Raw genomic sequence first — 24521 nt, 5'->3', positions numbered from 1 at the left:
AACGACCGACGGCGGCACGGTCGCCCCGGCATCGCAATAATGCACACATGACTCCCGCGCAGATCGACCATTTCTTCGCCACCCTGCAGGCCGCCAATCCGCTGCCCGCGAGCGAGCTCGAATACACCAGCGTGTTCGAGCTGCTCACCGCGGTGCTGCTGTCGGCCCAGGCCACCGACGTCGGCGTCAACAAGGCCACGCGCCGGCTGTTCCCGGTCGCCAACACGCCCCGGCGCATCCTGGACCTGGGACTCGACGGCCTGGAAGGTTACATCAAGACCATCGGCCTGTACCGCGCCAAGGCGCGCCACCTGATGGCGACCTGCCGCATCCTGCTGGAGCGCCACGGCGGGGAAGTGCCGCGCACGCGCGAGGCACTCGAGGCGCTGCCGGGCGTGGGCCGCAAGACCGCCAACGTGGTGCTGAACGTGGCCTTCGGCCAACCCACGATGCCGGTGGACACGCACATCTTCCGCGTCGCCAACCGAACCGGCCTGGCGCCGGGCAAGACACCGCTGGCGGTGGAGCAGAAGCTGCTGCAGCGCGTGCCCGAGCGCTACCGCAAGAACGCCCACCACTGGCTGATCCTGCACGGGCGCTACGTCTGCGTCGCGCGCACGCCGCGCTGCTGGGAATGCGCGGTGGCGATGGATTGCGACTTCCGGCCCAAGACACCGAGGCCGCGCTGATGGCGAGGCCTCGGCCGACGCCTCACTTGAACAGGTCGGGCAGGAACGTGGAAATCACCGGCACGTAGGTGATCACGATCAGGAACAGCAGCAGGATCCCGGTCCACGGCAGCGCCGCGCGCACCACCTGGGCAACGTTCATGTGCGCCACCCCGGAGGCGACGAACAGGTTGAGGCCCACCGGCGGCGTCACCATCCCGATCTCCAGGTTCACGACCATGATCACGCCCAGGTGCACGGGGTCGATCCCCATGCGCTCGGCGATCGGGAACAGGATCGGCGCCAGGATCAGGATGATGCCCGTGGGCTCCATGAACATGCCGGCCACCAGCAGCAGGATGTTCACGACGATCAGGAACTGCCAGGGCGCCATGCCGACGCCAATGATGGCTTCGGCGATGTGCTGGGGAATCCGCTCGGTCGTCAGCACGTGGGCAAACAGCAGCGCATTGGCCACGATGAACATCAGCATGATGGTCACCTTGGCCGATTCGACCAGTACGTGCGGGACGTCCTTCATGTGCAGGTCGCGATAGATGAACACCGCCACGAAGAAGGCATAGACCGCCGCCACCGCCGCAGCCTCGGTCGGCGTGAAGACGCCGCCGTAGATCCCGCCCAGGATGATGACGATCAGGAGCAGCCCCCACAGCGACTGCCGCCCTGCCGTCAAGACCTCGCCAAGACTCGCCTTCGGCTCGCGCGGAAGCTTGAGCACCCGCGCGCGCCAGTAGATCGCCACCATCAACATCAGGCCCAGCAGGATGCCGGGAATGATGCCCGCCATGAACAGCGCTCCCACCGAGGTTTCCGTCACCGCTCCGTAGACCACCAGCACGATCGAGGGCGGAATCAGGATGCCCAGCGTGCCGGCGTTGCAGATCACGCCCGCAGCGAATTCCTTGGTGTAGCCCGCCTTGACCATGCCGGCGATGACGATGGAACCCACGGCGACGACGGTGGCCGGGGATGAACCCGACACCGCCGCGAACAGCATGCAGGCAATCACCGATGCCATGGCCAGGCCGCCGTGCATGTGCCCGACGCAGGCATTGGCGAAGCGGATCATGCGCCGCGCCACGCCCCCGGTGGTGAGGAACATGCCGCCGACGATGAAGAACGGGATCGCGAGCAGCGTGTAATGCTCGGAGGTCTCGTAGATCTTGAGCGTGAGCGAGGCCAGCGAATCGTTGGCGAAGCCCAGGATCACGGTGAGCGAGGACAGGCCCAGGGCCACGCCCACCGGCATGCCCAGGAACATGAAGACGAACAGCAGGATGAACAGGATGGCGGTGTTCATGCCTCGGCCTCCTCCTCGAACTCGTCGCGCATCTTCAGCGCATCCTCGGCCTCGTCACCCAGCAGGTGCCCCTCTCGGCCGGTCACCAGTTTCCAGAACACACCGAGAAACCGGAAGGCGAGCAGCGCAAAGCCGAGCGGCAGGACGATGCGCGGCACCCACTGCGGAATCGGCATGTCCTGCATCAGGATGCCGACGCTGTAGATCTTGCTCAGGTACTGCCAGCCGCCGAATGTCAGGATCAGCGCGTACACCACGCACAGCGCCGAGGCGATGATCCCCATCACGCGTCCCAGCTTGGGGCCCACGGCCCGCACCAGGATGTCGATGCCGATGTGCGCCCCCACGCGCACGCCGTAGGACATGCCGATGAAGATCAGCCAGGCGCTGAACACGCCCGTGAGTTCCATCGCCCAGGTGAAGCTGTAGTTGAAGACATAGCGCGCCACCACCTGGCCAAAGGTGATGAGCGTCATGCCGGCCAGCATCACGCTCAGGAAATGCTCCTCCAGTTTTTCCAGCCAACGCACGTGGAGTTCCCCTCAAGAAGAGATGGCGGCCCGAGGATCGGAGCCGCCATCGACTTGGTCAGTGCCGAGGCACGCGAAACCTGCGATTCACTTGTTGTTTGATTTCACGGCCGCATCGATCAGATCGCGACCGATGTCACCTTCGAACTTCTTCCACACCGGCTCGACTGCCTTGCGCCAGGCCTCGATGTCGTCCTTGGTGAGCTGCTGGATCCTGGCCTTGCCGGCCTTGGCGATCAGGTCCTTGTCGCGCGCGTTGAACTCGGCCGCCTTGGCGTTGCCGAACTCGGTCGCCTCGGCCATGGCCTCGCTCAGGCCCTTCTTGATGTCGGGCTGCAGGCCGTCCCACCACTTGGCGTTGGTCACGACCATGTAGTCGATCACGCCGTGGTTGGTCTCGGCGATGGTCTTCTGGACCTCGTGGAACTTCTGCGAATACATGTTGGACCAGGTGTTCTCCTGGCCGTCGACCACGCCGGTCTGCAGCGCCTGGTAGACCTCGGCGAAGGCCATCTTCTGCGGGTTCGCGTTGAGCGCCCGGAACTGTGCCTCCAGCACGTCGGAGGCCTGGATGCGGAACTTCAGGCCCTTGACGTCCTCGGGGCGTTCGAGCTTGTCCTTGTTGGTGGACAGCTGCTTCATGCCGTTGTGCCAGAACGCCAGGCCCTGCAGGCCGCGCGACTGGATCGAGTCGAGCAGCGACTGCCCGGCGGCGCTGTGCTGGAAGCGATCGACCGCGTCCATGTCGTCGAACAGGAACGGCAGGTCAAAGAGCTGGATCTTCTTGGTGTAGCGGTCGAACTTGGACAGCGAGGGGGCGATGAACTGCACGTCGCCCAGCAACAGCGCCTCCAACTCCTTCGCGTCGCCAAACAGCTGCGAGTTGGGGAACACCTGGACCTCGACCTTGCCCGGCAGCTTGGCCTCGGCCAGCTCCTTGAACTTCAGCGCCGCCTGGCCCTTGGGCGTCTTGTCCGCCACCACGTGGCTGAACTTGATCACCATCGGTGACTGGGCCAGGCTCGCCAGCGGCATGGCCGCCAGGCCGGTCAACGCAAACGCGGCCAATAGCGCGCGGCGATCTGATTTCCAGGACTTGCTCATCAATTCACTCCTTGCAGCAGAAACTGAACCATCGTTGTCGGCGCCAGCCTGGGCGCCGATGCACGCAGGATTGTGCAGGGATTTTGCCCGTCCCTGTCCCAAGGAAAACCCTGCGCAAACCATCATGACGTTTGATGTCGACCAGATCAAGGCCCTATTCGCCCTGCCTGGACCCCAGCAGCCCGCTCATGCGGGGCCAGTCGGCCACCTCCCACAGGCGCGCGACGGCGGCCTGGGCCGCCGTCGCGGACACCGCCCCGCCATAGGCCGCGAGCCGCAGTGCCTTGGCCGTGATCTCGTCGCGGCTCAGGGTGTTGCCGGGGTCGCCCTTGGGCTCGTCGACCCGGCCCTGCAGGCTGCGGCCATCGGCCACCTGCACCGTGACCTTGCCGATCCAGCGCGCCGGATAGGCGGCGTCGACCTCCGGGTCCAGCACCATGCGCACGCGTTCGCGCAGCGCCACGGTCTCGGGCGCGAGGTATTCGCTCTCGAACTCGACCAGCCCGGCCTGGCCGAAGCGCGCCACCAGCGCCAGCACCGTGCCCATGGAGAACTTGCTCTGGTGCACCGTCGTCGGCGCGACCACCGGCCCCAGCACGTCCAGCGCGCCCTGGTGCACGTGGCAGGTGACCTGCACCAGGTCCGCCGCGCCGAGCCCATGCGCCTGCATCACCTGCAGCAGGGCGTCGGCGGCCGGATGCGTGTGGCGGCACGAGGCGTGCCACTTGAAGCTGGTCTCGGCCGTGGCCCAGCGGGTGAAGCCCTTGTCGCCCAGGCCGTCGATGAGGCGCGCCGGATCGGCGTCGGTCGACATGCCGGCCGCCATGCCCTGCGGACCGGTGAAGATGTCCTGCGCGCCGGTGAAGCCATCCTCGGCGAGATAGGCGGCCATCAGCCCGGCCGCCGCTGCGTGCGCCGTGTGCAGCTGCTTGCTGTCGGCGCCCGTGCGCAGGAATTCCCACAGGCCGGCCGACTGCGTGCCGGCCGAGCCGAAGGCGTGCTGCATCTGCTCCGGGGTCAGGTGCAGCAGCCGGCCGACGGCGGCTGCCGCCGCCAGCGTGCCGGCGGTGGCGGTGGTGTGGAACACCTTGTAGTGGCTGCGGCCAAGGAACTCGCCCACGCGAATGCCGACCTCGTAGCCGGCCACGCAGGCCGCCATGAACTCGGCGCCGCTGACGTCCAGCGCCTGCGCCACTGCCAGCGCCGGCGGGAATACCACCGCGGCCGGATGGAACACGGCGCCGTTGTGCACGTCGTCCTGCTCGGCGAAGTGCGAGGCGGCGGCATTGGCAAGCGCCGCCATCATCGGCGAGCTGCCGACGCCGTGGCCGATCAGCTGGCTCGGCCCGCGCGGCGGCCCCTGCATGCGCACGAAGCGCCGGATGCTGGCCACCGGGCGCGCGCGGCAGCCGGCCAGCACCGAGCCGAACCAGTCCACGCACAGCTCGACGGCGCGCGCCTGCACCGGCGCCGGCACGTCGTCCCATTGCAGCGCGGCGGCCAGCCGGGCCAGTGGATGGATGGTCGCGGGGGTTTCCTGGGTCACGTCATGCTCCTGGGCGTGGCGCGGGCTCTCAGATGGCCTGCGGCGGCTGCAGCGCGTCGATCTGCTCGGCGCTCCAGCCCAGCTCGGCCAGGATGGCGGCGTTGTGCTGGCCGACTGCGGGAATGCCATCCATGCGGTAGTCGAAACCGCTGCTGACCCCCGGCGGCAGCAGGGCCGGAACCGGGCCGACCGGGCTGTCGACCTGACGCCAGCGCTCGCGCGCCTTGAGCTGCGGATGCGCCCACAGGCCGGCCATGTCGTTCACGCGCGCGTTGGCAATGCCGGCCTGGTCCAGCCGCTCGACCACCTGGGCGGCGGTGAGCGGAGCGAATTCCTGCAGGATCAGCGCCTCCAGGTCGGCGCGGTTCTGGTTGCGCCGGGCGTTGCTGTCGAAGCGCGTATCGGTGGCGACCTCGGGCCGCTGCAGGACCTGTTCGCAAAACACCTTCCACTCGCGCTCGTTCTGCAGGCCCAGCATCACGGTGCCGCCGTCACCCGCCTTGAACGGACCGTAGGGATAGATGCTGGCGTGGCTGGCGCCGGTGCGCGGCGGCGGCGGCGCGCCGTCGAAGGCGTAGTACATGGGGTAGCCCATCCACTCGCCCATGGCCTCGAGCATGGAGACGTCGACATGGCTGCCCTCGCCCGTCTTGCCGCGCAGCAGCAGGGCCGACAGGATGCTGGTGTAGGCATACATGCCGGCGGCGATGTCGGCGATCGAGCAGCCCGCCTTGCTCGGCGTCTCGGGCGTGCCGGTGATCGACAGGAAGCCGGCTTCGCTCTGGATCAGCAGGTCGTAGGCCTTCTTGTCGCGGTAAGGGCCGTCGGCGCCGTAACCGCTGATGTCGCACACGATCAACCTGGGATTGTGGCTCTTGAGCGCGTCGTAGGACAGGCCCATGCGCGCTGCCGCCCCGGGCGCGAGATTCTGCACCAGCACGTCGGCGCTCTTCAGGAGCTGCAGCAGCGCGGCCTTGGCCTGGGGCTGCTTGACGTCCAGCGCCAGGCTCTCCTTGCTGCGGTTGATCCAGGTGAAGTGCGAGGACTGGCCGCGCACGCGCTGGTCGTAGCCGCGCGCGAAGTCACCGCCGCCGGGGCGTTCCACCTTGATCACGCGCGCGCCCAGGTCGGCCAGCTGGCGCGTGGCGAACGGTGCGGCAACGGCGTGCTCGAGCGAGACGACGGTGATGCCGTCGAGGGGTCGGGGCGAGGTCATGCGGTGGGGCGGGCCGTGGCCGTCATTTCAGTTTTTCATGGCGCTGCGCGCTACCCACATCGCATGAAGCGCCACGGCTCCAAAGGCCGCGGAGCAGGCCATGCGGGGGCACCCGTGGCCGGGGTTCCCCTGGACACTGGGTGCGTCCCCCTTGCAGGGGGATGGAGCGCAGCGACATAGGGGGTGTTTCATTTCAGAACGACCGCGGCAAGCCCAGAATGTGCTCGGCCACATACGAAAAGATCATGTTGGTGGAGATCGGCGCCACCTGGTACAGGCGCGTCTCGCGGAACTTGCGCTCGACGTCGTATTCGCAGGCAAAGCCGAAGCCGCCGTGCGTCTGCAGACAGACGTTGGCCGCCTCCCAGCTGGCCTTGGCCGCCAGGTACTTGGCCATGTTGGCCTCGGCCCCGGCATTCTGGTGCGCGTCGATCCTGGCGCAGGCCTTCCAGCGCATCAGGTTGGCCGCCTCGACCTCGATGAAGGCTTCGGCGATCGGGAACTGCACGCCCTGGTTCTGGCCGATCTTGCGTTTGAAGACGACGCGTTCGTTGGCGTATTTCCTGGCGCGGTCGATGAACCAGTAACCGTCGCCGATGCATTCCGCGGCGATCAGCGTGCGCTCGGCGTTCAGGCCGTCGAGCAGGGTCTTGAAGCCCATGCCCTCAGGGCCGAGCAGGTTTTCTTCCGGGATCTCCAGGTGGTCGAAGAACAGCTCGTTGGTCTCGTGGTTGACCATGTTGAGAATCGGCCGCACCGTCAGGCCGTGGCCGATCGCCTGCTTCAGGTCGACCAGGAAGCAGCTCAGGCCCTCGGAGCGCTTCTTCACCTCGGCCAGCGGCGTGGTGCGCGCCAGCAGGATCATCATGTCGCTGTGCTGGATGCGCGAGATCCACACCTTCTGGCCGTTGATCACCCAGCGCCCGTCCTTCTTCTCGGCGGTGGTCTTGAGCTGGGTGGTGTCGCTGCCGGTGCTCGGCTCGGTCACGCCCATGGACTGGATGCGCAGCTCGCCGGTGGCGATCCTGGGCAGGTACTTTTCCCGCTGCGCCGGCGAGCCGCCGCGCACGATGGCGTTCATCACGTACATCTGGCCATGGCAGGCGCCCGAGTTGCCGCCGGCGCGGTTGATCTCCTCCATGATCACCGAGGCCTCGGCCATCGTCAGGCCCGAGCCGCCGTATTCCTGCGGGATGAGCGCCGCCATCCAGCCAGCCTCGGTCAGCGCCTGCACGAATTCATCCGGGTAGCCGCGCTCTTCGTCGATCTTGCGGTGGTACTCGTCCGGGAACTGCGCACACAGGGCGCGCACGGCATCACGAATTTCCTGGTAATCGTGCTGGGAGTCCGTCATGGTTCAGGTCTGGGGATGGAAGGAAGGTAGGTAGGAGGAGGCACATGGCGACGAAGCGGCCGGCTCAAGGCACCAGCTCGACGCTCGCGTGCATGGTAAGCCAGCCCTCATGATCCTGGGCCCACAGCGCCACGGTCCTGCCATCGTCGGACGGCTTGCCATGCACGGTGAAGGGATGCAGGTCGAACGTGGGCCGCACGGCGCGGAACTCGAGGCTCGCCACCCGGGCCTGGGGCAACTCGCGGCGCAGCAGGTCCATCAGCAGGGTGGCGAGCAGCGGACCGTGCACCACCAGGCCCGGGTAGCCCTCCTCCTGGGTGACGTAGCTGCGGTCGTAGTGGATCCGATGGCCGTTGAAGGTCAGGGCCGAATAGCGAAACAGCAGCACCGGATCGGGCATGATGGCGCGCGACCAGGCGGCCTGGCCCGCCAGCGGCGGCTTCTGCGGCGGCGGCGCCGGATCGCCGGGTCGCGCGGCCGCGCGGTAGACGATGTCGTGCTCTTCGGTCAGTGCCAGGCCCGCCTCGTTGCCGAAGCGGTGCTCGACCAGCACGAACACCAGGTCGCCCGAGCGCCCGCTCTTGTGCGAGACGCTGCGGATGGTCGAAACCCGCTGCACCATCTGCCCGACCCGCAGGTGATTGGCGCCTTCCCAGCGCAGCCGTCCGCCCGCCCACATGCGCCGCGGCAGCGGCACCGGGGGCAGGAAACCGCCGCGCCGGGGGTGGCCGTCGGGGCCGATTTCGCCCTGCCGGGCCTGCGGCAGGAAGAACAACCAATGCCACAGCGGCGGCACCGGCGCGCCCGCGATCGGCGGTGCGTCGTCGCGGTCCAGCGTGGCGGCCAGGCCGCGCAGCGGGGCCGCGCAGACCAGATCATCGAGCGTTTCGGTGCGCCCGACCCACTGCTGCAGACGGGTCACGGCGGTTGCATCCAGGGCAGTCGCAGCAGGAGAATCATGGCTCATGCGGCGCATCATCGCGGCAATCGCAGGCAGCCGCAAGACTTGGCTGTCAACTGGATGACGACGTGGCGATCGCCCCCTCGGCGCCGCTCCACGACGCCTGCCAGCCCCCGCCCAGGGCCTGAATCAGGGCGATCGCCGCCTGCTGGCGTTGCAGCTGCAACTGCATCACCGAGCGACGCGCCGCCAGCGCGCTGGCCTGCGCGCTCACCACCTCGGTGTAGCCGGAGATGCCGGCGCGGTAGCTGTTCAGCATGCGCTGCTCGGCGCCCGCGGCGGCCACCGCGGCGGCGCGCGTGTGCTCGAGCTGCGCCGCCAGCGCCTGCAGGGCCGTGAGCTGGTCTTCCACCTCGCCCAGGGCGCCAAGTGCACGCTGCCGGTAACTGGCGGTCGCCGCCTGGTGCGCCGCGATGGCCTGGTCGATGGCGGCGTCGCGCGCGCCCGCGTCGAAGATGGCCTGCGCCAGCGCGGCGCCCAGCGACCAGGTAAGCGTGGGCACCGACGCCAGGCGCGCCAGGTTGTCGGCCGCGCCGCCGACGCCGGCACTCAGGTTCAGGCTCGGGAACCAGGCCGCCCGCGCCACGCCGATGCCGGCATTCGCCGCCACCACCGCGCGCTCGGCCGCGGCCACGTCCGGGCGGCGCAGCAGCAGCTCGGACGGCAGCTCGGGCGGCACCGTCGGCACGGCGTCGATCCAGCCCGCTGGCGCCAGGCTGAACTGCGCCGGCGGCTCGCCCACCAGCAGCGCGATCGCGTGCTCCAGGGTGTCGCGGTTGCGCTGCAGGCCGACGCGGGTGGAGCGCGCGCCTTCCAGCGTGCTCTGCGCCTGCAGCACGTCGGTGCGCGCCGCAATGCCGACCTGGTAGTTGTGTTCGGTGATCGCCAGCGCGCGCTCGTAGCCGGCGATGATCTCGTCCAGCAGGCCGGTCTCGGCATCGGCTTCGCGCAGCCCGAAATAGGCCTGGGCCAGGCTGGCCTGTGCCGCCAGCCGCGCCGCCGCGAGGTTGGCCTGGCTCGCCTGCACGTTGGCGCCTTGCGCGCGCGCCGCGTCGCCCAGGCGCCCCCAGAGATCGGGCGCCCAGCTCGCCGTCAGGCCCAGCGACGCCGAGCCCCGGGCCGGCCGGCCGCTGCGCCCGGCGTTCAACTGCGCGCCCAGGTCGGGCCAGAGTTGCGCCTGGGCCTGGCGCAGCAGGGCCTCGGCCTGGGCCACCTGGGCCACGGCGAGCGCCAGGTTCTGGTTGCCGATGTCGACCCGCGGCATCAGGGCATCCAGCCCCGCATCACCGAACAGGGCCCACCACCGACCTTCCTGCCAGCGCTGGTGCTCGGCCGTGCTGACCCAGCCCTGCGGTGCCACGCTCTTCCAGCCGCTGGCCAGCGGCGCGGCCGGCGTCGGCGTGCCGGGCGCCAGGCTGCACGCCGCCAGCAGCAGGCTGGCGGCGAGCACCAGGACGCTGCGGGAAGTGCGGATCGAAGCAGTCACGATGGGCAGGAAGTACGCGCGCGCCCGCCAGGGAGAGCGGCGGGCTGTTGCATGTTAAGGCAGCACGCTGGACCGCATGGGGTCGTTCATGCGGCAATCCGGCAACGCGGCTCCGAAGCATCGCCGCCGCGAGTCAAGCCGAGCCTGCGCGCGGGCAAACAAATGTAAAGACGGTCGGCGCATCCGTGGCCATGGCGTTGAAATGACAAGGACGTGCGGAGGTCGCACACGTGCAAGGAGAGCAGCATGCCTGCAAACACCGAGTCTCATGCCCCCAGGCCGCATGCGCCCAGCGCCGGTACCCGTCGTGGCGCCCTGCGCGCGCTCGGTGGCACGCTGCTGGCCGGCGCCCTGCTGCTGGGCGGCTGCGTCGTGGCCCCCGCGCCGGTCGCGGTCGGCCCGGACGTGGTCTATGCGCCGATCGCGCCGCCGGCGCCGCGCGTCGAGGTGATCCCGGTCGTGCCTTACCCCGGCGCCATCTGGATCAGCGGCTACTGGAACTGGTCGAGCGGGCGCCACGTCTGGACGCCGGGCTACTACGCGCGCCCGCGGCCCGGCTACCGCTGGCAGCCCCACCACTGGGAGCGCCGCCCCGGCGGCGACTGGTGGCTGCGCGGCGGCGTCTGGGTGCGCTGACGCAAGCCCCAGCCAGCGCCTGCCACCCGGGCCCCACGCGACGACCGGGCCAGGCAGTTCGCGCGCGGCACGCCGGCCCTGCCTGCGCCTGCCGGATGGACGCGCTACGCGCGCGCCGGCGTGCGCGCCAGTTGCGCCTCGCCGGCGCCGCGCCGGCGCAGCCGGTCGAGCAGCACGTAGACGGCGGGCGTGGTGAGCAATGTCAGCAGCTGGCTGGCGATCAGGCCGCCGACGATGGTCACACCCAGCGGCTGGCGCAGCTCGGCGCCCTGGCCGAAGCCGATCGCCAGCGGCAGCGCGCCCAGGCCGGCGGCCAGCGTCGTCATCAGGATCGGCCGGAAGCGCAGCAAGCAGGCCTCGCGCACCGCGGCCACCGCCGTCAGGCCACGCGCGCGCTCGGCGTCGAGCGCGAAGTCGATGATCAGGATGGCGTTCTTCTTCACGATGCCGATCAGCAGGAAGACCCCGATCAGCGCCATCACGGAAAACTCCATCTTCAGTAGCAGCAGCGCCAGCACCGCGCCGAAGCCGGCGCTGGGCAGCGTGGTGAGCACGGTGACGGGGTGGATCAGGCTCTCGTACAGCATGCCCAGCACGAGATAGATCACGACGATCGCGGCGACGATCAGCAGGCCCTGTTGCGACTGCGTCTGCTGCGCCTCGGCCGCCGCCCCGCTGAAGGCGCCGCGCACGTTGTTGGGCAGGCCGATGGCGTCCACCGCCTCCAGCACGGCCTGGCGCCCCTGCTCGATCGACACGCCGTCGCCCAGGTTGAACGACAGCGTGCTCGAGAGCTCGCCGCCGTCGTGCAGCACCGCCGTCGGCACGGCGCGCTCGCGGAAGCGCGCGAAGGCGGCGAGCGGCACCATGGCGCTCGGCGCCAGCGAGATCGGCTGCCCGGTGGAGGCGCTGCGCAGCGCCGGGTTGGCCGAGCCGGCGCTGCCGCCCGCCGCGGCCGCTCCATCCGCCAGCCGCGGCCCCGGCACGTAGACGTCCTTCAGCGACTCGGGCGACTGCGCGGCGGCGGGCGTCCACTCCATCACCACGCTGTACTGGTTCAGGTCGCTGTACATGGTGGCGACGTCGCGCTGGCCGAAGGCGTTGTAGAGCGCGGCGTTGATGGCGGCTGCCGACACGCCCAGGCTGGCGGCCTGGGCACGATCGACATCGATGTAGGTCTCCACGCCGTTGTCGCTCTGGTCGTCGTCGACGTCGGTCAGGCGCTCGTCCTGCTTGAGCCGCGCCGCCAGGCGCAGCACCCAGGTCTTCAGGTCGGCCTCGTTGTCGGCCTTGAGCGTGTACTGGTAGGTCGAACTGGTGCTGCGCCCCCCCATGCGCAGCTCCTGCGCCGGATTGAGGAACACGCGCAGGCCGGTGATGCGGGCGAGCTGCGGGCGCAGCCGGTTGATCACGCTGCGCGTCGACTCGCCCTTGGGGCGCTCGCCGGCGGGCTTGAGCGCCGCCGACAGGAAGCCGCCGCTGGACGAGCGCCCGCCGGCAAACGCGACCACCGTGGCCATGGACGGGTCGGCGCGGATGATGTCGACGGCCTGCTGCAGCTTGTCGGCCATGGCGCTCGACGAGATGCTCTGGTCGGCCCGCAGGCCGCCCCAGATCTGGCCGTTGTCCTGCTCGGGGAAGAAGCCCTTGGTGATGTTCATGAACAGGTAGCCGTTGAGCCCGATCACCACCGCCAGCACCGCCACCACCAGCCAGGGCGCGGCCAGCGCCCAGTCCAGCGCATGCGCATAGGCACGCACCAGCGCCTGCTGGCCGGCGCCGGCCGCGTGCGCCAGGCGCGCGCGCAGGCGCCCGAGCAGGCTGCGGCGCGGCGCCGCCGCGGCCCCGGGCGCGTCCTGGCGCGGCAGCCACAGCGCGCACAGCATCGGCGTGGTGGTCAGCGAAATGACGAGCGAGATCATCACCGCGCTCGACAGCGTGACCGCGAACTCGCGGAACAGCCGCCCCATCTGGCCCCCCATGAACAGCAGCGGGATGAACACCGCCACCAGCGACACGCTGATGGTGAGCACGGTGAAGCCGACCTCGCGCGCTCCCTGCAGCGCCGCGCGCCGGCGCGGCGCGCCCTGCTCCAGGTGGCGCGAGATGTTCTCGATCACCACGATGGCGTCGTCCACCACGAAGCCGGTCGCCACCGTGAGCGCCATCAGGGTCAGGTTGTTGATCGAGAAGCCGAGCGCATACATGACGGCGAAGGTCCCGAGCAGCGACACCACGGTCGCCACCGCCGGGATCAGCGCCGCGCGCAGGTTGCGCAGGAACAGGCCGACCACCAGGGTCACCAGCAGCACCGCGATCACCAGCGTGATCTCGACCTCGCGCACCGAGGCGCGCACCGAGCCGGTGCGGTCGATCGCCACCTGCAGCGCGATGTCGCTCGGCAGCTGCTCGCGCAACTGCGGCAGCAGCGCGTCGATGGCGTTCGCCGTCTGGATCAGGTTGGCGTCCGGCTGCTGCGTGATGTTGACGACGATCGCCGGCTGGCCGTTGAACATGCCGCGCGTGCGCGTGTCCTGCACGCTGTCGAGCACCTGCGCGACCTGCGACAGGCGCACCTCCTGGCCGTCGCGCACGGCGATCACGAGGTCGCGGTAGTCGGCCGCGCGCAGGCTCGGCGCCGGCGTCAGCACCTGCAGCGCGCGTCCGTCCGCCGCGCCGCCGACCTCGATCACGCCCTTGGGCCGGTTCGCGTTGTTGGCCTGCAGCGCCGCGCGCACGTCGTCGCTGCCGATGCCCAGCTGCGACAGCGCAAACGGGTTCAGTTCCACCCGCACCGCCGGCTGCGAGCCGCCGCCCAGCGTCACGTCGCCCACGCCCGGCACCTGCAGCAGGCGCTGGCTGACGATGTTGTTGACGGCATCGAAGATCTGCCCGGGCGTGCGCGTCGGCGACGTCAGCGCCAGGATCATGAACGGCTGCGCCGCCGGATTCGCCTTGCGGTAGGTCGGGTTGCTGCGCAGGCTGGCCGGCAGGTCGATGCGCGCGGCGTTGATCGCCGCCTGCACGTCGCGCGCCGCGCTGTCGATGTTGCGGCTCAGGTCGAACTGCAGCACGACGCGGGTCGAACCGGTGCTGCTGAAGCTGGTCATCTCGTTGACGCCCGAGATCGTGCCCAGCGTGCGCTCCAGCGGCGTCGCCACCGTGCGCGCCATGTCGGCCGGGCTCGCGCCCGCCATGCTGGCGCTGACGAAGATGACCGGAAAGTCCACCGCCGGCAGGCGCGCCACCGGCAGCACGAAGTACGCGCCCAGGCCCGCCAGCGCCAGGCCGAGCGTCAGCAGAACGGTGGCGATGGGGCGCTGGATGAAGGGGCGCGAGAGGTTCATGGGGCAACCTCAACGCGAAGGGCGTCGGCACTATCCGTCGTGGGTAAACGAGGCGTTGGTTCTGATGGTTGCGATATCTGGATGGAAACCGCCGAGGCCGGGATATGCGCCCGGCGGCGCAGTTCCTTTCTTTTGTGTCGCCAAAAGAAAGGAACCAAAGAAAAGGCGACCCCGCTGGCTGCGTCCCTTCGCTTCGCTGCGGGCAACCTGCGGTGCTCGCGGGTGGGGTGCGCCGCAGAACTCACTGCGCGCCCTGCGGGCGCTGCGTTCAGACAACTGCGGCGAGTCAGAAACGGGCGCGTCTGCATCCTGCGGTGCAGCCGCTCACCCCACCCGCTGCGCTCCTCGGCGCATCCAGAGGGGCGTTCGAGACGGGCCATCGCTGCGCTCGGCCCCCGACTCCGTCTCCTGCCTGCGAGAAAAGGTCGGGGTGAGGGCGGCTGGGGCCGAGCGCAGCGACGGCCCGGATGTGTCTCCCACCCCCTCTGCGCGTGCCGAGGAGCGCAGGGCGTGGGGCGGGCAGGGGCAGCGCAGCATGCCCATGCTTCGTGCTCTGACTCACTGCGGTTGTCTGAACGCAGCGCCGCAGGCGCGCAGTGAGTTCCGCAGAGCCGCCCCGCGACCGAGCACCGCAGGTTGCCCCGGAGCGCAGCGCAGGGGACACGCGCAGTGGGGTCGCCTTTCTTTTGCCTACTTTTCTTTGGCGAGGCAAAGAAAAGTAGGTGCGCTGCCGGGCGCACATCCCGGCCGACAACGCCAAAACCCAAAACCAGGCTCGAACCAGCCCAGCAGCAAACCCACCCAACGGTCAGGGCACGCCCATGAGCAACCCGCTCACCCCACATGCCCCACCCCCGGCCCCGACTCCAACCCGGCCTCCGGCTCCGCAGTCCCCCGCCCCAGCTTCTGCCCCAGCCGGTCGAACCACAGGTAGATCACCGGCGTCGTGAACAGCGTCAGCAGCTGCGACAGCACCAGCCCGCCGAAGATCGACACCCCGAGCGGGCGGCGCAGCTCGGCGCCGTCGCCCCAGCTCAGCATCAGCGGCACGGCGGCCGCCAGCGCCGCCAGCGTCGTCATCAGGATCGGCCGGAAGCGCAGCAGCGCCGCCTGGTGGATCGCCTCGACCGCCGGCTGGCCGGCGCGCTCGGCCTCGATCGCGAAGTCGATCATGATGATCGCGTTCTTCTTCACGATGCCGATCAGCAGCACCAGGCCGATGATGCCGACCACGTCGAGCGCGTGGCCGGTGAACTCCAGCGCCAGCAGCGCGCCGACGCCGGCCGAGGGCAGCGTCGACAGGATGGTGAGCGGGTGCACGTAGCTCTCGTAGAGCACGCCCAGCACGATGTAGACGCACACCACCGCTGCCAGGATCAGCCAGAGCTGGTTCGCCAGCGCGCTCTGGTAGGCGCCCGAGGCCCCGGTGAAGCGCAGCGTGATCGCGCCCGGCAGGCCCTCGGTCTGCGCCGCGGCGCGCACCGCCTGCACGGCGGCGCCCAGGCTCACGCCCGGCGCCGTGTCGAAGCCCACGGTCGCCGCCGGGTACTGGCCCACGCGCTGCACCACCAGCGGCGCCGGCTCCTCGACGATGCGCGCGAACGAGGACAGCGGCGTCGTGCCGCCGCCACTGGTGCGCACGGGCAGCTCGGCCAGCGTGCGCAGGCCGACGCCATCGCCCGGCGCCGCCTCCAGGATCACCCGGTACTGGTTGGTCTCGGTGAAGATGGTCGAGACGATGCGCTGGCCGAAGGCGTTGTACAGCGTGTTGTCCAGGCTGCTGGCGGTCACGCCGAGGCGCGCGGCGGTGTCGCGGTCGACCCGCACCATGGCGGCCGGCCCGGTGGCGCCGGCGCTGGTGGTGGCATGGCGCAGCTCGGGCACCGTCTGCAGGCGCTGGGCGAGCCGCTGCGCCCACTGGTTGATGAGCTGCGTGTCCACGCCCTCCAGATCGAAGCGGTACTGCGTCGGTCCGCTGTCGGAGTCGATCGTCAGGTCCTGCGTCGGTTGCAGGAACAGCGTCACGCCCGCCACCTCGTCGGCCACGCGCGCGCGCAGGCGCTGCATGATCGCCGCCTCGCTGTCGCCGAACAGCGCGCGCGGGCGCAGGTTGACCACCAGCTTGCCGGCGGACAGCGCGCTGTTGTTGGCCGCGTCCACGCCCACCACCGAGCTCAGCGACTGCACCGCGGGGTCGCGCAGCAGCACGTGCGCCACCTCGCCCTGCAAGGCCGACATGCGCTCGAACGAGACGTCGGCCGCCGCCTGCACCTGGCCCTGCAGCTGGCCCGTGCTCTGGGTCGGGAACAGGTCCTTCGGGATCAGCACGTAGAGCAGCGCCGTCACCGCCAGCGTCGCCAGCGCCACCAGCAGGGTGAAGCTCTGGTGGCGCAGCACCCAGCTCAGGCCGCGGTCGTAGCCCGCGATGATCCAGTCCAGCCGCGCCTGGACCCAGCGCCCGATGCGCCCCTGCACGGCGTCCAGCGGCTCCAGCATGCGCGCCGACATCATCGGCACCAGGGTCAGCGACACCACGGCCGAGAACAGGATGGTGATCGCCAGCGTCACCGCGAACTCCCGGAACAGGCGCCCGATCACCTCCTGCATGAACAGCAGCGGGATCAGCACCGCGATCAGCGACACCGTGAGCGAGATGATGGTGAAGCCGATCTCGCCCGCGCCGTCGAGCGCCGCCTGCAGCGGCGACTTGCCGAGTTCCCGATGCCGGGCGATGTTTTGGCTGCGGCCGGGCGCTGGCGCGCCCTCCACGTCGGCCGCACCGACAACAGCCTGCGCCGAAACATCGCCCACGTCGACTTCGCCGCCGACGCGCTCGCGCGCCTGCATCTCCCGATGCCGGGCGATGTTTTCAATCATCACGATGGCGTCGTCGACGACGAAGCCGGTGGCGATGGTCAGCGCCATCAGGCTCAGGTTGTTGAGCGAATAGCCCAGCAGGTACATGATGGCCAGCGTGCCGATCAGCGACACCGGCACCGCGATGCTGGCGATCAGGGTGGCGCGCAGGCTGTGCAGGAAGGCGAAGATCACCAGCACCACCATCACCACCGCCAGCACCAGCTCCATCTCGACGTGGGCGACCGAGGCGCGGATGCCCACCGTGCGGTCGGTCAGCACCTGCAGCCGCACGCTCTGCGGCAGGCCGCGCTCGAGCGCGGGCAGCTGCTTCTTGATCGCATCCACCGTGGCGATCACGTTGGCGCCCGGCTGGCGCTGCACGTTCAGGATGATGGCGGGTGATAGAAGAAGGCCCCCACGCTCCACGGCTGCGCCTGTTGCGCTGCCCCCCGAGGGGGCTGACCCCGCCTTGGGGCGGCCCGGCGGCGGGGTCGTGAGGCCCCCACGCTCCACGGCTGCGCCTGTTGCGCTGCCTCCCGAGGGGGCTGACCCCGCCTTGGGGCGGCCCGGCGGCGGGGTCGTAAGGCCCCCACGCTCCACGGCTTCGCCTGTTGCGCTGCCTCCCGAGGGGGCTGACCCCGCCTTGGGGCGGCCCGGCGGCGGGGTCGTAAGGCCCCCACGCTCCACGGCTTCGCCTGTTGCGCTGCCCCCCGAGGGGGCGCTCGCCGCCTTCGGGCGGCCGGGCGGCGGCAAGGGGCCCCCACGCTCCACGGCTTCGCCTGTTGCGCTGCCCCCCGAGGGGGCGCTCGCCGCCTTCGGGCGGCCGGGCGGCAGCTCGGGCGCGACCTGTTCTGCCGCCTTGATGCCGGTCCAGGCGCCCAGGCGGTTGTTCTCGGCGCCGTCGACCACCTCGGCCACGTCCTTCAGGCGCACCGGCGCGCCGTCCACCCAGGCCACGATCAGCTCGCGGTATTCGTCCGCCGTCATCAGCTGGTCGCTGGCGTTGATGCTGTACTGGCGCAGCGGCCCGTCGAAGCTGCCCTTGGCGCCGCTGGCATTGCCCGCGCTGATGGCGCTGCTGATCGAATCCAGCCCCAGCCCCATGGCGGCCAGCGCCTCCAGGTTCCCCTGCACGCGCACGGCCGGGCGCTGGCCACCGGCCAGCGTCACCAGGCCGACGCCGTCGATCTGGCTGATCTTCAGCGCCAGGCGCGTGTTCACCATGTTCTGCACCTGGGTCAGCGGCAGGCTGTCGGAGGTGACGGCCAGCTGCATGATGGGTGCGTCCGCCGGGTTCACCTTGGCGTAGATCGGCGGTGTCGGCAGGTCCGCCGGCAGCAGCGTGCCGGCGGCGTTCATGGCCGCCTGCACCTGCTGCTCGGCCGCGTCCATGTCCAGGTCGAGCGTGAACTGCAGCGTCACCATCGACACCCCGGCGCTGCTCACGCTGCTCATGCGCAGCAGGCCCGGCATCTGGCCGAACTGGCGCTCCAGCGGCGCCGTCACGGTGCGGCTCATCACGTCCGGGCTGGCGCCCGGATACAGGGTCTGCACCTGGATCGTCGGATAGTCCACCTGCGGCAGCGCCGCCAGCGGCAGGAAGCGCAGGCCGACCAGGCCCGCCAGCACGATCGCCACCATCAGCAGCGCGGTCGCCACCGGGCGCTGGATGAACAGGCGCGAGACGTTCATGCCGGGCCGCCGGCGCGCCCGGCTGTCGTCATCGTGGGCCTCGTTTCGCGCACGCGCCGCTCCCGGGGGTCAGCGGCGTGGCGCGGCCGGCTGGCCGGCACCGGCCGCCGCCGGGGCCGCCCCGCCTGTCCCGGGGGCCGCGTCCGGGCGCGCCGCCGCGCCGTCCGGCCGCGCCCCGCGCGCGCCGCCGCCCGCGCCCGCGAGCTGCACCCGGCCGCCGTCCTTCACGCGATCGCCGCCCTCGGTCACCACGCGATCGCCCGCCTGCAGGCCCGCGCTGATCAGCACGCGCTCGGCCGTCGCCATGCCGCGCGTCACCGGCCGCATGTGCGCGACCTGCTGCTCGTCGATCACGTAGACATAGTCGCCCTGCGGGCCGGTGCGCACCGCGGTCACCGGCACCAGCACACCGTGCTCGCTGCCCAGTTGCAGGCGCGCGTTCACGAACTGGTTCGGGAACAGCGCGCCATCGGCGTTGTCGAAGCGCGCCTTGGCGCGCACCGTGCCGGTGCTGGTGTTGACCTGGTTGTCCAGCGTCAGGAAGCGCCCCTCGGCCAGCCGCTGCTGGCGCGCGCGGTCCAGCGCCACCACCGGCAGCGCGCCCGCGCGCTGCGCCGCCAGCACCGCCGGCACGCGGTCCTGCGGCACCGCGAACACGACGTCGATCGGTTCGACCTGGGTGATGGTCGCGATGCCGCCGCTGGTGCCGCTGCTCACCAGGTTGCCCGGGTCCACCGCGCGCAGGCCGATGCGCCCGGCCACCGGCGCGCGCAGCGTCGTGAAGTCCAGGTTCAGGCGCGCCGCGCGCTCGCTGGCGCGATCCGCCTGCACCGCGGCGTCGAGCTGCTGCACCAGGGCGGTCTGGCTGTCCAGCGTCTGGCGCGCGATCGAGTCCTGCTGCCACAGCTCCTGGTAGCGCGCCAGCGTCACGCGCGCGGCGGCGAGCTGCGCCTCGTCGCGCGCGGTCTGCGCCCGCGCCTGCGCCAGCGCCTGCTCGTAGCTGCGCGGATCGATGCGCGCCAGCACCTGGCCCTTCTTCACCGCCTGGCCCTCGGTGAACAGCACCTCGACCAGCACGCCCGAGACCTGCGGCACCAGGGTCGCGGTCACCGGCGGGGTCACCGTGCCCAGCGCGTCGATGACGATCGGCAGCGTGCCCGCCTCGGCGCGCGCCGCGCCCACCGTCACGCTGGCGGCCCCCGCAAAGGCCGGGCCGGCAGCCGGGCCGGCGGCGGGCGCCCGGGTGCGCTGCACCAGGTAATACGCACTGCCCACCAGGGCCGCGATCAGCAGCAGCGCCAGCAGTGCGCCCAGCCAGCGCCGGCGGGCGGCCGGGGGCGGCGGGGTTGACGCGGGTGCGGGCTGGTCGGGCATGGTCGGCGGGCGCGCCCCGGGGCGACGCGCGAAGGTCGAAAGCAGGTGGTCGAGCCACGCATCGTAGCCGTGCGAAGCCCCGTTGCCGTAAGCGGCGCTTGAAGAAATGTAAAGCCGCGCCGCCGGCACCCCCCGAGGGCGTGCCCGGCCGACCGGTGCCGGGCGGCCGGCCCGGGGCGCACGGGCGCTACCCGCCCGGCCTCATGCCGTCCAGGCGACCCAGCCGCTCCACCAGGTCAGCAGCACCACCAGGCCGAAGCCGATGCGGTACCAGGCGAACGGCACGAAGCTGTGGTGCGCGATATAGCGCAGCAGCCAGCGCACGCAGAGCCAGGCGCTCAGGAAGGCAAACAGGAGCCCGATGCCGAACAGCGGCAGGTCGGCCGCCGACAGCAGCGCGCGCTCCTTCCAGAGCGAGTAGACGCCGGCGCCGATCAGCGTCGGGATGGCGAGGAAGAAGGAGAAGTCGGTCGCCGCCTGGCGCGACAGCCCGAGCAGCATGCCCCCGATGATGGTGGCGCCCGAGCGGCTGGTGCCGGGGATCATGGCAAAGCATTGCACCAGCCCGACCTTGAGCGCGTCCCAGGCGCTCATGTCGTCGACGCTGTGCACCCGCGCCGCGCTCTGCGGCCGGCGCTCGGCCCACAGGATGACGAAGGCCCCGAGAATGAAGCTGGAGGCCACCACCAGGGGCGTGAACAGGTGCGCCTGGATCGCCTTGCCGAACGCCAGGCCCAGCACCACCGCCGGCAGGAAGGCGATCAGCACGTTCAGCGCGAAGCGCCGCGCCGCCGCGCTGCGCGGCAGCTCGATCACGGTATCCCGGATCTTGTGCCAGTACACGATCACCACGGCCGCGATGGCGCCGGTCTGGATCGCGATCTCGAACACCTTGGCTCGCGCCCCGGTGAAATCCAGCAGGCTGCCGGCCAGGATCAGGTGGCCGGTGGAGGAAATCGGCAGGAACTCGGTCAGGCCCTCGACCACGCCCAGGATCACGGCCTTGACCGCCAGCAACACGTCCACCATTCACTCCTTCAAGGGCAGCGTCGGACTTGTCCCGCGTTGCCCAAAGCCCGCCCGCGCTACACAGCTTGTAGCTGGAAGCGCGCATTCTACAAACGCGAACGGCCAGCACGTGCCCGTCCGCCGGCGCGCGCCGGGACGTTCCATTTCGTCGGCGCCAGGCGCAGCTGGCGCCGCCCCGGCACGGTTCGTCGCGCCACGCTGGCGCCCCGGGGCGGCGGCTGCCACAGTCGCCCCCGCATCCTCGAACACAAGGCGGGCAATCCGACATGCTGCTGCACCAACTGCTGATCCAGCACCCCGAGGCCATGGGCCCCATCCTGCGCGACACGCCGGCCTGGGTCTGGCTGTTGCTGGCCTTCCTGCTGGCGCTCGGATTCGTGTCTGCGCGCACGCGTGCCGTCGCGCCGGCCCAGGCCGTGCTGCTGCCGCTGGCGATGACCGCGCTCGCGCTCTGGGGCACGGTGTCCGCCTTCGGCGCCAGCGGCCGCCTGCCCGGGCTGTTGCTGCTCTGGCTGCTCTGCGCGGGCGCCGTGCTGCGGATCGGCTGGCACTGGCATGCGCCGCGCGGCGCCCGCTTCGACCCGGTGCGCCAGCGCCTGCTGCTGCCGGGAAGCTGGGTGCCGATGCTGCTGATCCTGGCCGTGTTCCTAATGAAATACGGCATCGGCGTGCAACTGGCGATGGCGCCGCAGCTCGCGCGGCAGGCCGGCTTCGCCACCGTGGTGACGGCGCTCTACGCCGCGCTGTCGGGCCTGTTCGCGGCGCGCACCCGGGCCGTGCTGCGCCTGGTGCAGCCGCTGGCGCGTTGTGGTTGAAGGGAACCCCCTGTGGCGCTACGCGCCATCCCCCTGGAAGGGGGACGCACCCTGTGGCCAGGGAAACCCCGGCCACGGGTGCCCGCGCATGGCCTGCTCCGCGGCCCCCGGGGCCGTGTCGTTTCATGCGCCTCGGGTCGCACGAAGCGCAGTGCGGCCGCTGGGGGTGAACCATGCCCGACTCCACGCGCTGCGCGATGTTGCGCCCTCCCCCTGGAACGGGGACGCACCCTGTGGCCGTGCGTTTCACGCGTTGCGGCTGGCGTGGGGCGCGCGCTGCATGAACCAGTGGGACAGGCCCAGCACCGAGCTCTCGGCCACCACCTCGAAGCCGCAGCGGCGGTACCAGGCGACGTTGCGCGGCAGGTCGGTCTCCAGGTAGCTGGCCAGGCCGGAGGGCTCGGCACGCTGCAGCGCGTCCTGCAGCAGGCGCGCGCCCAGGCCCTGGCCGCGCCGATCCGGCCGCACCGCCAGCGGGCCGAGGTGCCAGTGCGCGCGCGCTGGGTCGCGCGCCTGCCAGGCCAGCAGCCAGCGCAGCGTGCGCAGCAGGACGTCGGGGCGCAGCCCCAGCGCCAGCCGCAGCCCCAGCACCAGCCGCAGCCCCAGCGCCAGGCGTTGCAGGCCGGCGGACCGGCAGCCGCCCGGCCGCAGCGCGCCCATCACCCCGACCAGGGCGCCGTCCCGCTCGCAGGCCCCCACCAGCACGCCATGCCGTTGCACGTGGGACAGCATGGCGCGAAAGAAACGCCGCAGGCGCCGCCGCGGCCCGGGCCGTGCGCCGAAGACCGCCACATGCGTCGGGTTGTCGGCCATGGCCTCGGCCAGCAGCCGCGCCGCCGCGGCAATCTGCTCATCGGCCAGGGGGCGCAGTTCGACGTCGGTGTAGGGCATGGGGCAACACGGGCTGGGCGATCGATACGGACGCCGCCCGGGTCCATTGTTGACTCGCGCGCCCAGGGGCTCAAGCGCGCGCCTGCACGCGGCGCGCCGCGCCGATACCATGAAAGGCCCGCGCGCCATTCCGCCGCGCGCCACCCGCCTCCACCCGTGCCCGATCCCGGCTTCCGTTTCGACAACAGCTACGCCCGCCTGCCGCCGGCGCTGTTTTCCGCGCAGGCGCCCGTGCCGGTGCGCGAACCGCGGCTGCTGCTGCTCAACGAGCCGCTGGCGCAGCGCCTGGGGCTGGACGCGGCGGCGCTGCGCCAGCGCGGCGCCGACTGGTTCGGCGGCAACGCGCTGCCTCCGGGCAGCGAGCCCATTGCCCAGGCCTACGCCGGGCACCAGTTCGGCCACGCCACCATGCTCGGCGACGGGCGCGCCATCCTGCTGGGCGAGCAGGTCGCGCCCGATGGCCAGCGCTTCGACCTCGTGCTCAAGGGTGCCGGGCGCACGCGCTATTCGCGCGGCGGCGACGGCCGCGCCGCGCTCGGCCCGGTGTTGCGCGAATACCTCATCAGCGAGGCCATGGCCGCGCTGGGCATCCCGACCACGCGCAGCCTGGCGGTGGTGACCACGGGCGAGCCGGTCCAGCGCGAAACGCCGCTGCCCGGTGCCATCCTCACGCGCGTGGCGCGCTCGCACCTGCGCGTGGGCAGCTTCCAGTACGCGCGCTGGCTCGACGAGCCCGGGGTGCTGCCGGCCCTGCTGGCGCACGCCATCGCGCGCTGCCACCCCGATCTCGCCGACGCCGCCGACCCCGCGCTGGCGCTGCTGCAGCGCGTGATGGAGCGCCAGATCGAGCTCGTCACGCACTGGCTGCGCGTCGGCTTCATTCACGGCGTCATGAACACCGACAACATGACGATCAGCGGCGAGACCATCGACTACGGCCCCTGCGCCTTCATGGACCAGTACGACCCGGCCACGGTGTTCAGCTCCATCGACACCCTGGGCCGCTACGCCTTCGGCCAGCAGCCCGGCATCGCGCTGTGGAACCTGAGCCGCCTGGCCGAAGCCCTGCTGCCGCTCATCGACACCGAAGCCGAGCGCGCGGCCCGGCGCGCCACCGAGGTGCTCGACGGCTTCGGGCCGCGCTTCGAGGCCGCCTGGCAACGCATGATGGCCGGCAAGCTCGGCCTGGTCGACGCGGCGCCGGGCGACGCCGAACTGTGCCGCCAGTGGCTGGCGCTGCTGAAGGACTGGCAGCTCGACTACACCAACGCCTTCCGCGCGCTGATGGCGCCCGCCCTGCCGGGCGACGCCTTCTACGCCAGCGCCGAATTCGACGCCTGGCACGCGCGCTGGCGCCCCCGCTTCGAAGCCGGCGGCGCCGAGGCGCGGCGCCGCATGGCAGCCAGCAACCCCATCGTCATCCCGCGCAACCACCGCGTCAACCAGGCCCTGGCCGCCGCCGAGGCCGGCGACCTGCAGCCGTTCCAGCAGCTACTCGACGCCGTGCGCGCCCCCGATCGCCCGCCCCCGGACGCGCGCGACACGCAGCCCCCCCAGCCTTCCGAGCGCGTGCTGCAGACCTTCTGCGGCACTTGAAGTCGCTTGTATGTTTCAGACCAGACCAGCGCGGTAGAGTTTGACCGCCGATGAGGCGGCCAGACCGGTCCGTGCAGCCTGGTATGCGCTGGGGCG

At 71.0% G+C, this 24521-nt stretch carries 17 protein-coding genes; 4 read left to right on the top strand and 13 right to left on the bottom strand.

Translation table 11 applies throughout. The features are described 5' to 3' along the window. Positions 1–47: 47 nt before the first annotated feature. On the top strand, positions 48–689 hold the full coding sequence (gene nth, locus PKA16_RS12055; RefSeq protein ID WP_324403474.1) for an endonuclease III: 642 nt from the start codon (positions 48–50) through the stop codon (positions 687–689). A 22-nt stretch (positions 690–711) separates the two neighbouring features. Here nth and PKA16_RS12050 read toward each other — a convergent pair whose 3' ends face one another. The 8 genes from PKA16_RS12050 to PKA16_RS12015 form a co-directional block, all read right to left on the bottom strand. Next, positions 712–1989 carry a TRAP transporter large permease subunit gene (locus PKA16_RS12050; RefSeq protein WP_324403473.1) on the bottom strand — a complete coding sequence of 426 codons (1278 nt, stop codon included), beginning with the start codon at positions 1987–1989 and terminating at the stop codon, positions 712–714. Beyond that, entirely contained in the window at positions 1986–2519 is a 534-nt protein-coding gene (locus tag PKA16_RS12045) for a TRAP transporter small permease (RefSeq protein WP_324403472.1), read from the bottom strand. Before PKA16_RS12045 ends, PKA16_RS12050 begins: the two co-directional genes overlap by 4 nt. Positions 2520–2606: 87 nt before the next feature. Continuing rightward, complete coding sequence (locus PKA16_RS12040; RefSeq protein ID WP_324403471.1) at positions 2607–3623, bottom strand: TRAP transporter substrate-binding protein; 1017 nt, start codon at positions 3621–3623, stop codon at positions 2607–2609. Between the two features lie 154 nt (positions 3624–3777). Continuing rightward, a complete protein-coding gene (locus PKA16_RS12035) occupies positions 3778–5169 on the bottom strand; it encodes an MmgE/PrpD family protein (RefSeq protein WP_324403470.1) in 1392 nt (463 codons plus the stop codon). Positions 5170–5197: 28 nt separating this feature from the next. After that, positions 5198–6385 carry a CaiB/BaiF CoA-transferase family protein gene (locus PKA16_RS12030; RefSeq protein WP_324403469.1) on the bottom strand — a complete coding sequence of 396 codons (1188 nt, stop codon included), beginning with the start codon at positions 6383–6385 and terminating at the stop codon, positions 5198–5200. 193 nt (positions 6386–6578) lie between these two features. Beyond that, positions 6579–7739: an acyl-CoA dehydrogenase family protein gene (locus PKA16_RS12025; protein ID WP_324403468.1), complete on the bottom strand. Its 1161-nt coding sequence runs from the start codon at positions 7737–7739 to the stop codon at positions 6579–6581. A 64-nt stretch (positions 7740–7803) separates the two neighbouring features. Next, on the bottom strand, positions 7804–8706 hold the full coding sequence (locus tag PKA16_RS12020; protein WP_324403467.1) for a MaoC family dehydratase N-terminal domain-containing protein: 903 nt from the start codon (positions 8704–8706) through the stop codon (positions 7804–7806). Positions 8707–8752: 46 nt separating this feature from the next. After that, a complete protein-coding gene (locus PKA16_RS12015) occupies positions 8753–10186 on the bottom strand; it encodes an efflux transporter outer membrane subunit (RefSeq protein WP_324403466.1) in 1434 nt (477 codons plus the stop codon). A 246-nt stretch (positions 10187–10432) separates the two neighbouring features. On the opposite strand from PKA16_RS12015, the gene PKA16_RS12010 reads away from it, so the two are divergent. After that, the gene (locus PKA16_RS12010; protein ID WP_324403465.1) at positions 10433–10822 is read left to right on the top strand and encodes a hypothetical protein; all 390 of its coding nucleotides are present in this window, start codon (positions 10433–10435) and stop codon (positions 10820–10822) included. A gap of 104 nt (positions 10823–10926) precedes the next feature. Here PKA16_RS12010 and PKA16_RS12005 read toward each other — a convergent pair whose 3' ends face one another. The 4 genes from PKA16_RS12005 to PKA16_RS11990 form a co-directional block, all read right to left on the bottom strand. Next, positions 10927–14169, bottom strand: a complete 3243-nt coding sequence (locus tag PKA16_RS12005; RefSeq protein WP_324403464.1) for an efflux RND transporter permease subunit — start codon at positions 14167–14169, stop codon at positions 10927–10929. 834 nt (positions 14170–15003) lie between these two features. Beyond that, on the bottom strand, positions 15004–18720 hold the full coding sequence (locus PKA16_RS12000; protein WP_324403463.1) for an efflux RND transporter permease subunit: 3717 nt from the start codon (positions 18718–18720) through the stop codon (positions 15004–15006). Between the two features lie 69 nt (positions 18721–18789). Next, positions 18790–20094 carry an efflux RND transporter periplasmic adaptor subunit gene (locus PKA16_RS11995; RefSeq protein WP_324403462.1) on the bottom strand — a complete coding sequence of 435 codons (1305 nt, stop codon included), beginning with the start codon at positions 20092–20094 and terminating at the stop codon, positions 18790–18792. 201 nt (positions 20095–20295) lie between these two features. Beyond that, a complete protein-coding gene (locus PKA16_RS11990) occupies positions 20296–21120 on the bottom strand; it encodes an undecaprenyl-diphosphate phosphatase (protein WP_324403480.1) in 825 nt (274 codons plus the stop codon). Between the two features lie 269 nt (positions 21121–21389). Between PKA16_RS11990 and PKA16_RS11985 the strand changes: the two genes are divergently transcribed. Continuing rightward, complete coding sequence (locus tag PKA16_RS11985) at positions 21390–21938, top strand: DUF6622 family protein (RefSeq protein WP_324403461.1); 549 nt, start codon at positions 21390–21392, stop codon at positions 21936–21938. A 246-nt stretch (positions 21939–22184) separates the two neighbouring features. Here the strand turns inward: PKA16_RS11985 and PKA16_RS11980 are convergent, their stop codons facing one another. Next, positions 22185–22829, bottom strand: coding sequence for a GNAT family N-acetyltransferase (locus PKA16_RS11980; protein ID WP_324403460.1), 645 nt, complete (start codon positions 22827–22829; stop codon positions 22185–22187). A 156-nt stretch (positions 22830–22985) separates the two neighbouring features. On the opposite strand from PKA16_RS11980, the gene PKA16_RS11975 reads away from it, so the two are divergent. Next, positions 22986–24425 (top strand): protein adenylyltransferase SelO family protein, encoded by a 1440-nt coding sequence (locus PKA16_RS11975; protein WP_324403459.1) that lies wholly within the window; start codon positions 22986–22988, stop codon positions 24423–24425. Positions 24426–24521: the final 96 nt, after the last annotated feature.

The sequence above is a fragment of the Ottowia sp. genome (assembly GCF_035325765.1).
In the GTDB taxonomy this organism is placed as follows: domain Bacteria; phylum Pseudomonadota; class Gammaproteobacteria; order Burkholderiales; family Burkholderiaceae_C; genus Ottowia.
The sequence above is the reverse complement of the archived record's forward strand: the minus strand, read 5'-3'. Positions and strand labels throughout refer to the sequence as shown.

Coding starts and splice junctions, on each gene's coding strand:
- PKA16_RS11995 (WP_324403462.1), bottom strand. CDS start 20,094: ATGCCCGACCAGCCCGCACCCGCGTCAACCCCGCCGCCCCCGGCCGCC.
- PKA16_RS12000 (WP_324403463.1), bottom strand. CDS start 18,720: ATGAACGTCTCGCGCCTGTTCATCCAGCGCCCGGTGGCGACCGCGCTG.
- PKA16_RS11985 (WP_324403461.1), top strand. CDS start 21,390: ATGCTGCTGCACCAACTGCTGATCCAGCACCCCGAGGCCATGGGCCCC.
- PKA16_RS12020 (WP_324403467.1), bottom strand. CDS start 8,706: ATGAGCCATGATTCTCCTGCTGCGACTGCCCTGGATGCAACCGCCGTG.
- nth (WP_324403474.1), top strand. CDS start 48: ATGACTCCCGCGCAGATCGACCATTTCTTCGCCACCCTGCAGGCCGCC.
- PKA16_RS12025 (WP_324403468.1), bottom strand. CDS start 7,739: ATGACGGACTCCCAGCACGATTACCAGGAAATTCGTGATGCCGTGCGC.
- PKA16_RS12050 (WP_324403473.1), bottom strand. CDS start 1,989: ATGAACACCGCCATCCTGTTCATCCTGCTGTTCGTCTTCATGTTCCTG.
- PKA16_RS12005 (WP_324403464.1), bottom strand. CDS start 14,169: ATGAACCTCTCGCGCCCCTTCATCCAGCGCCCCATCGCCACCGTTCTG.
- PKA16_RS12040 (WP_324403471.1), bottom strand. CDS start 3,623: ATGAGCAAGTCCTGGAAATCAGATCGCCGCGCGCTATTGGCCGCGTTT.
- PKA16_RS11980 (WP_324403460.1), bottom strand. CDS start 22,829: ATGCCCTACACCGACGTCGAACTGCGCCCCCTGGCCGATGAGCAGATT.
- PKA16_RS12010 (WP_324403465.1), top strand. CDS start 10,433: ATGCCTGCAAACACCGAGTCTCATGCCCCCAGGCCGCATGCGCCCAGC.
- PKA16_RS12030 (WP_324403469.1), bottom strand. CDS start 6,385: ATGACCTCGCCCCGACCCCTCGACGGCATCACCGTCGTCTCGCTCGAG.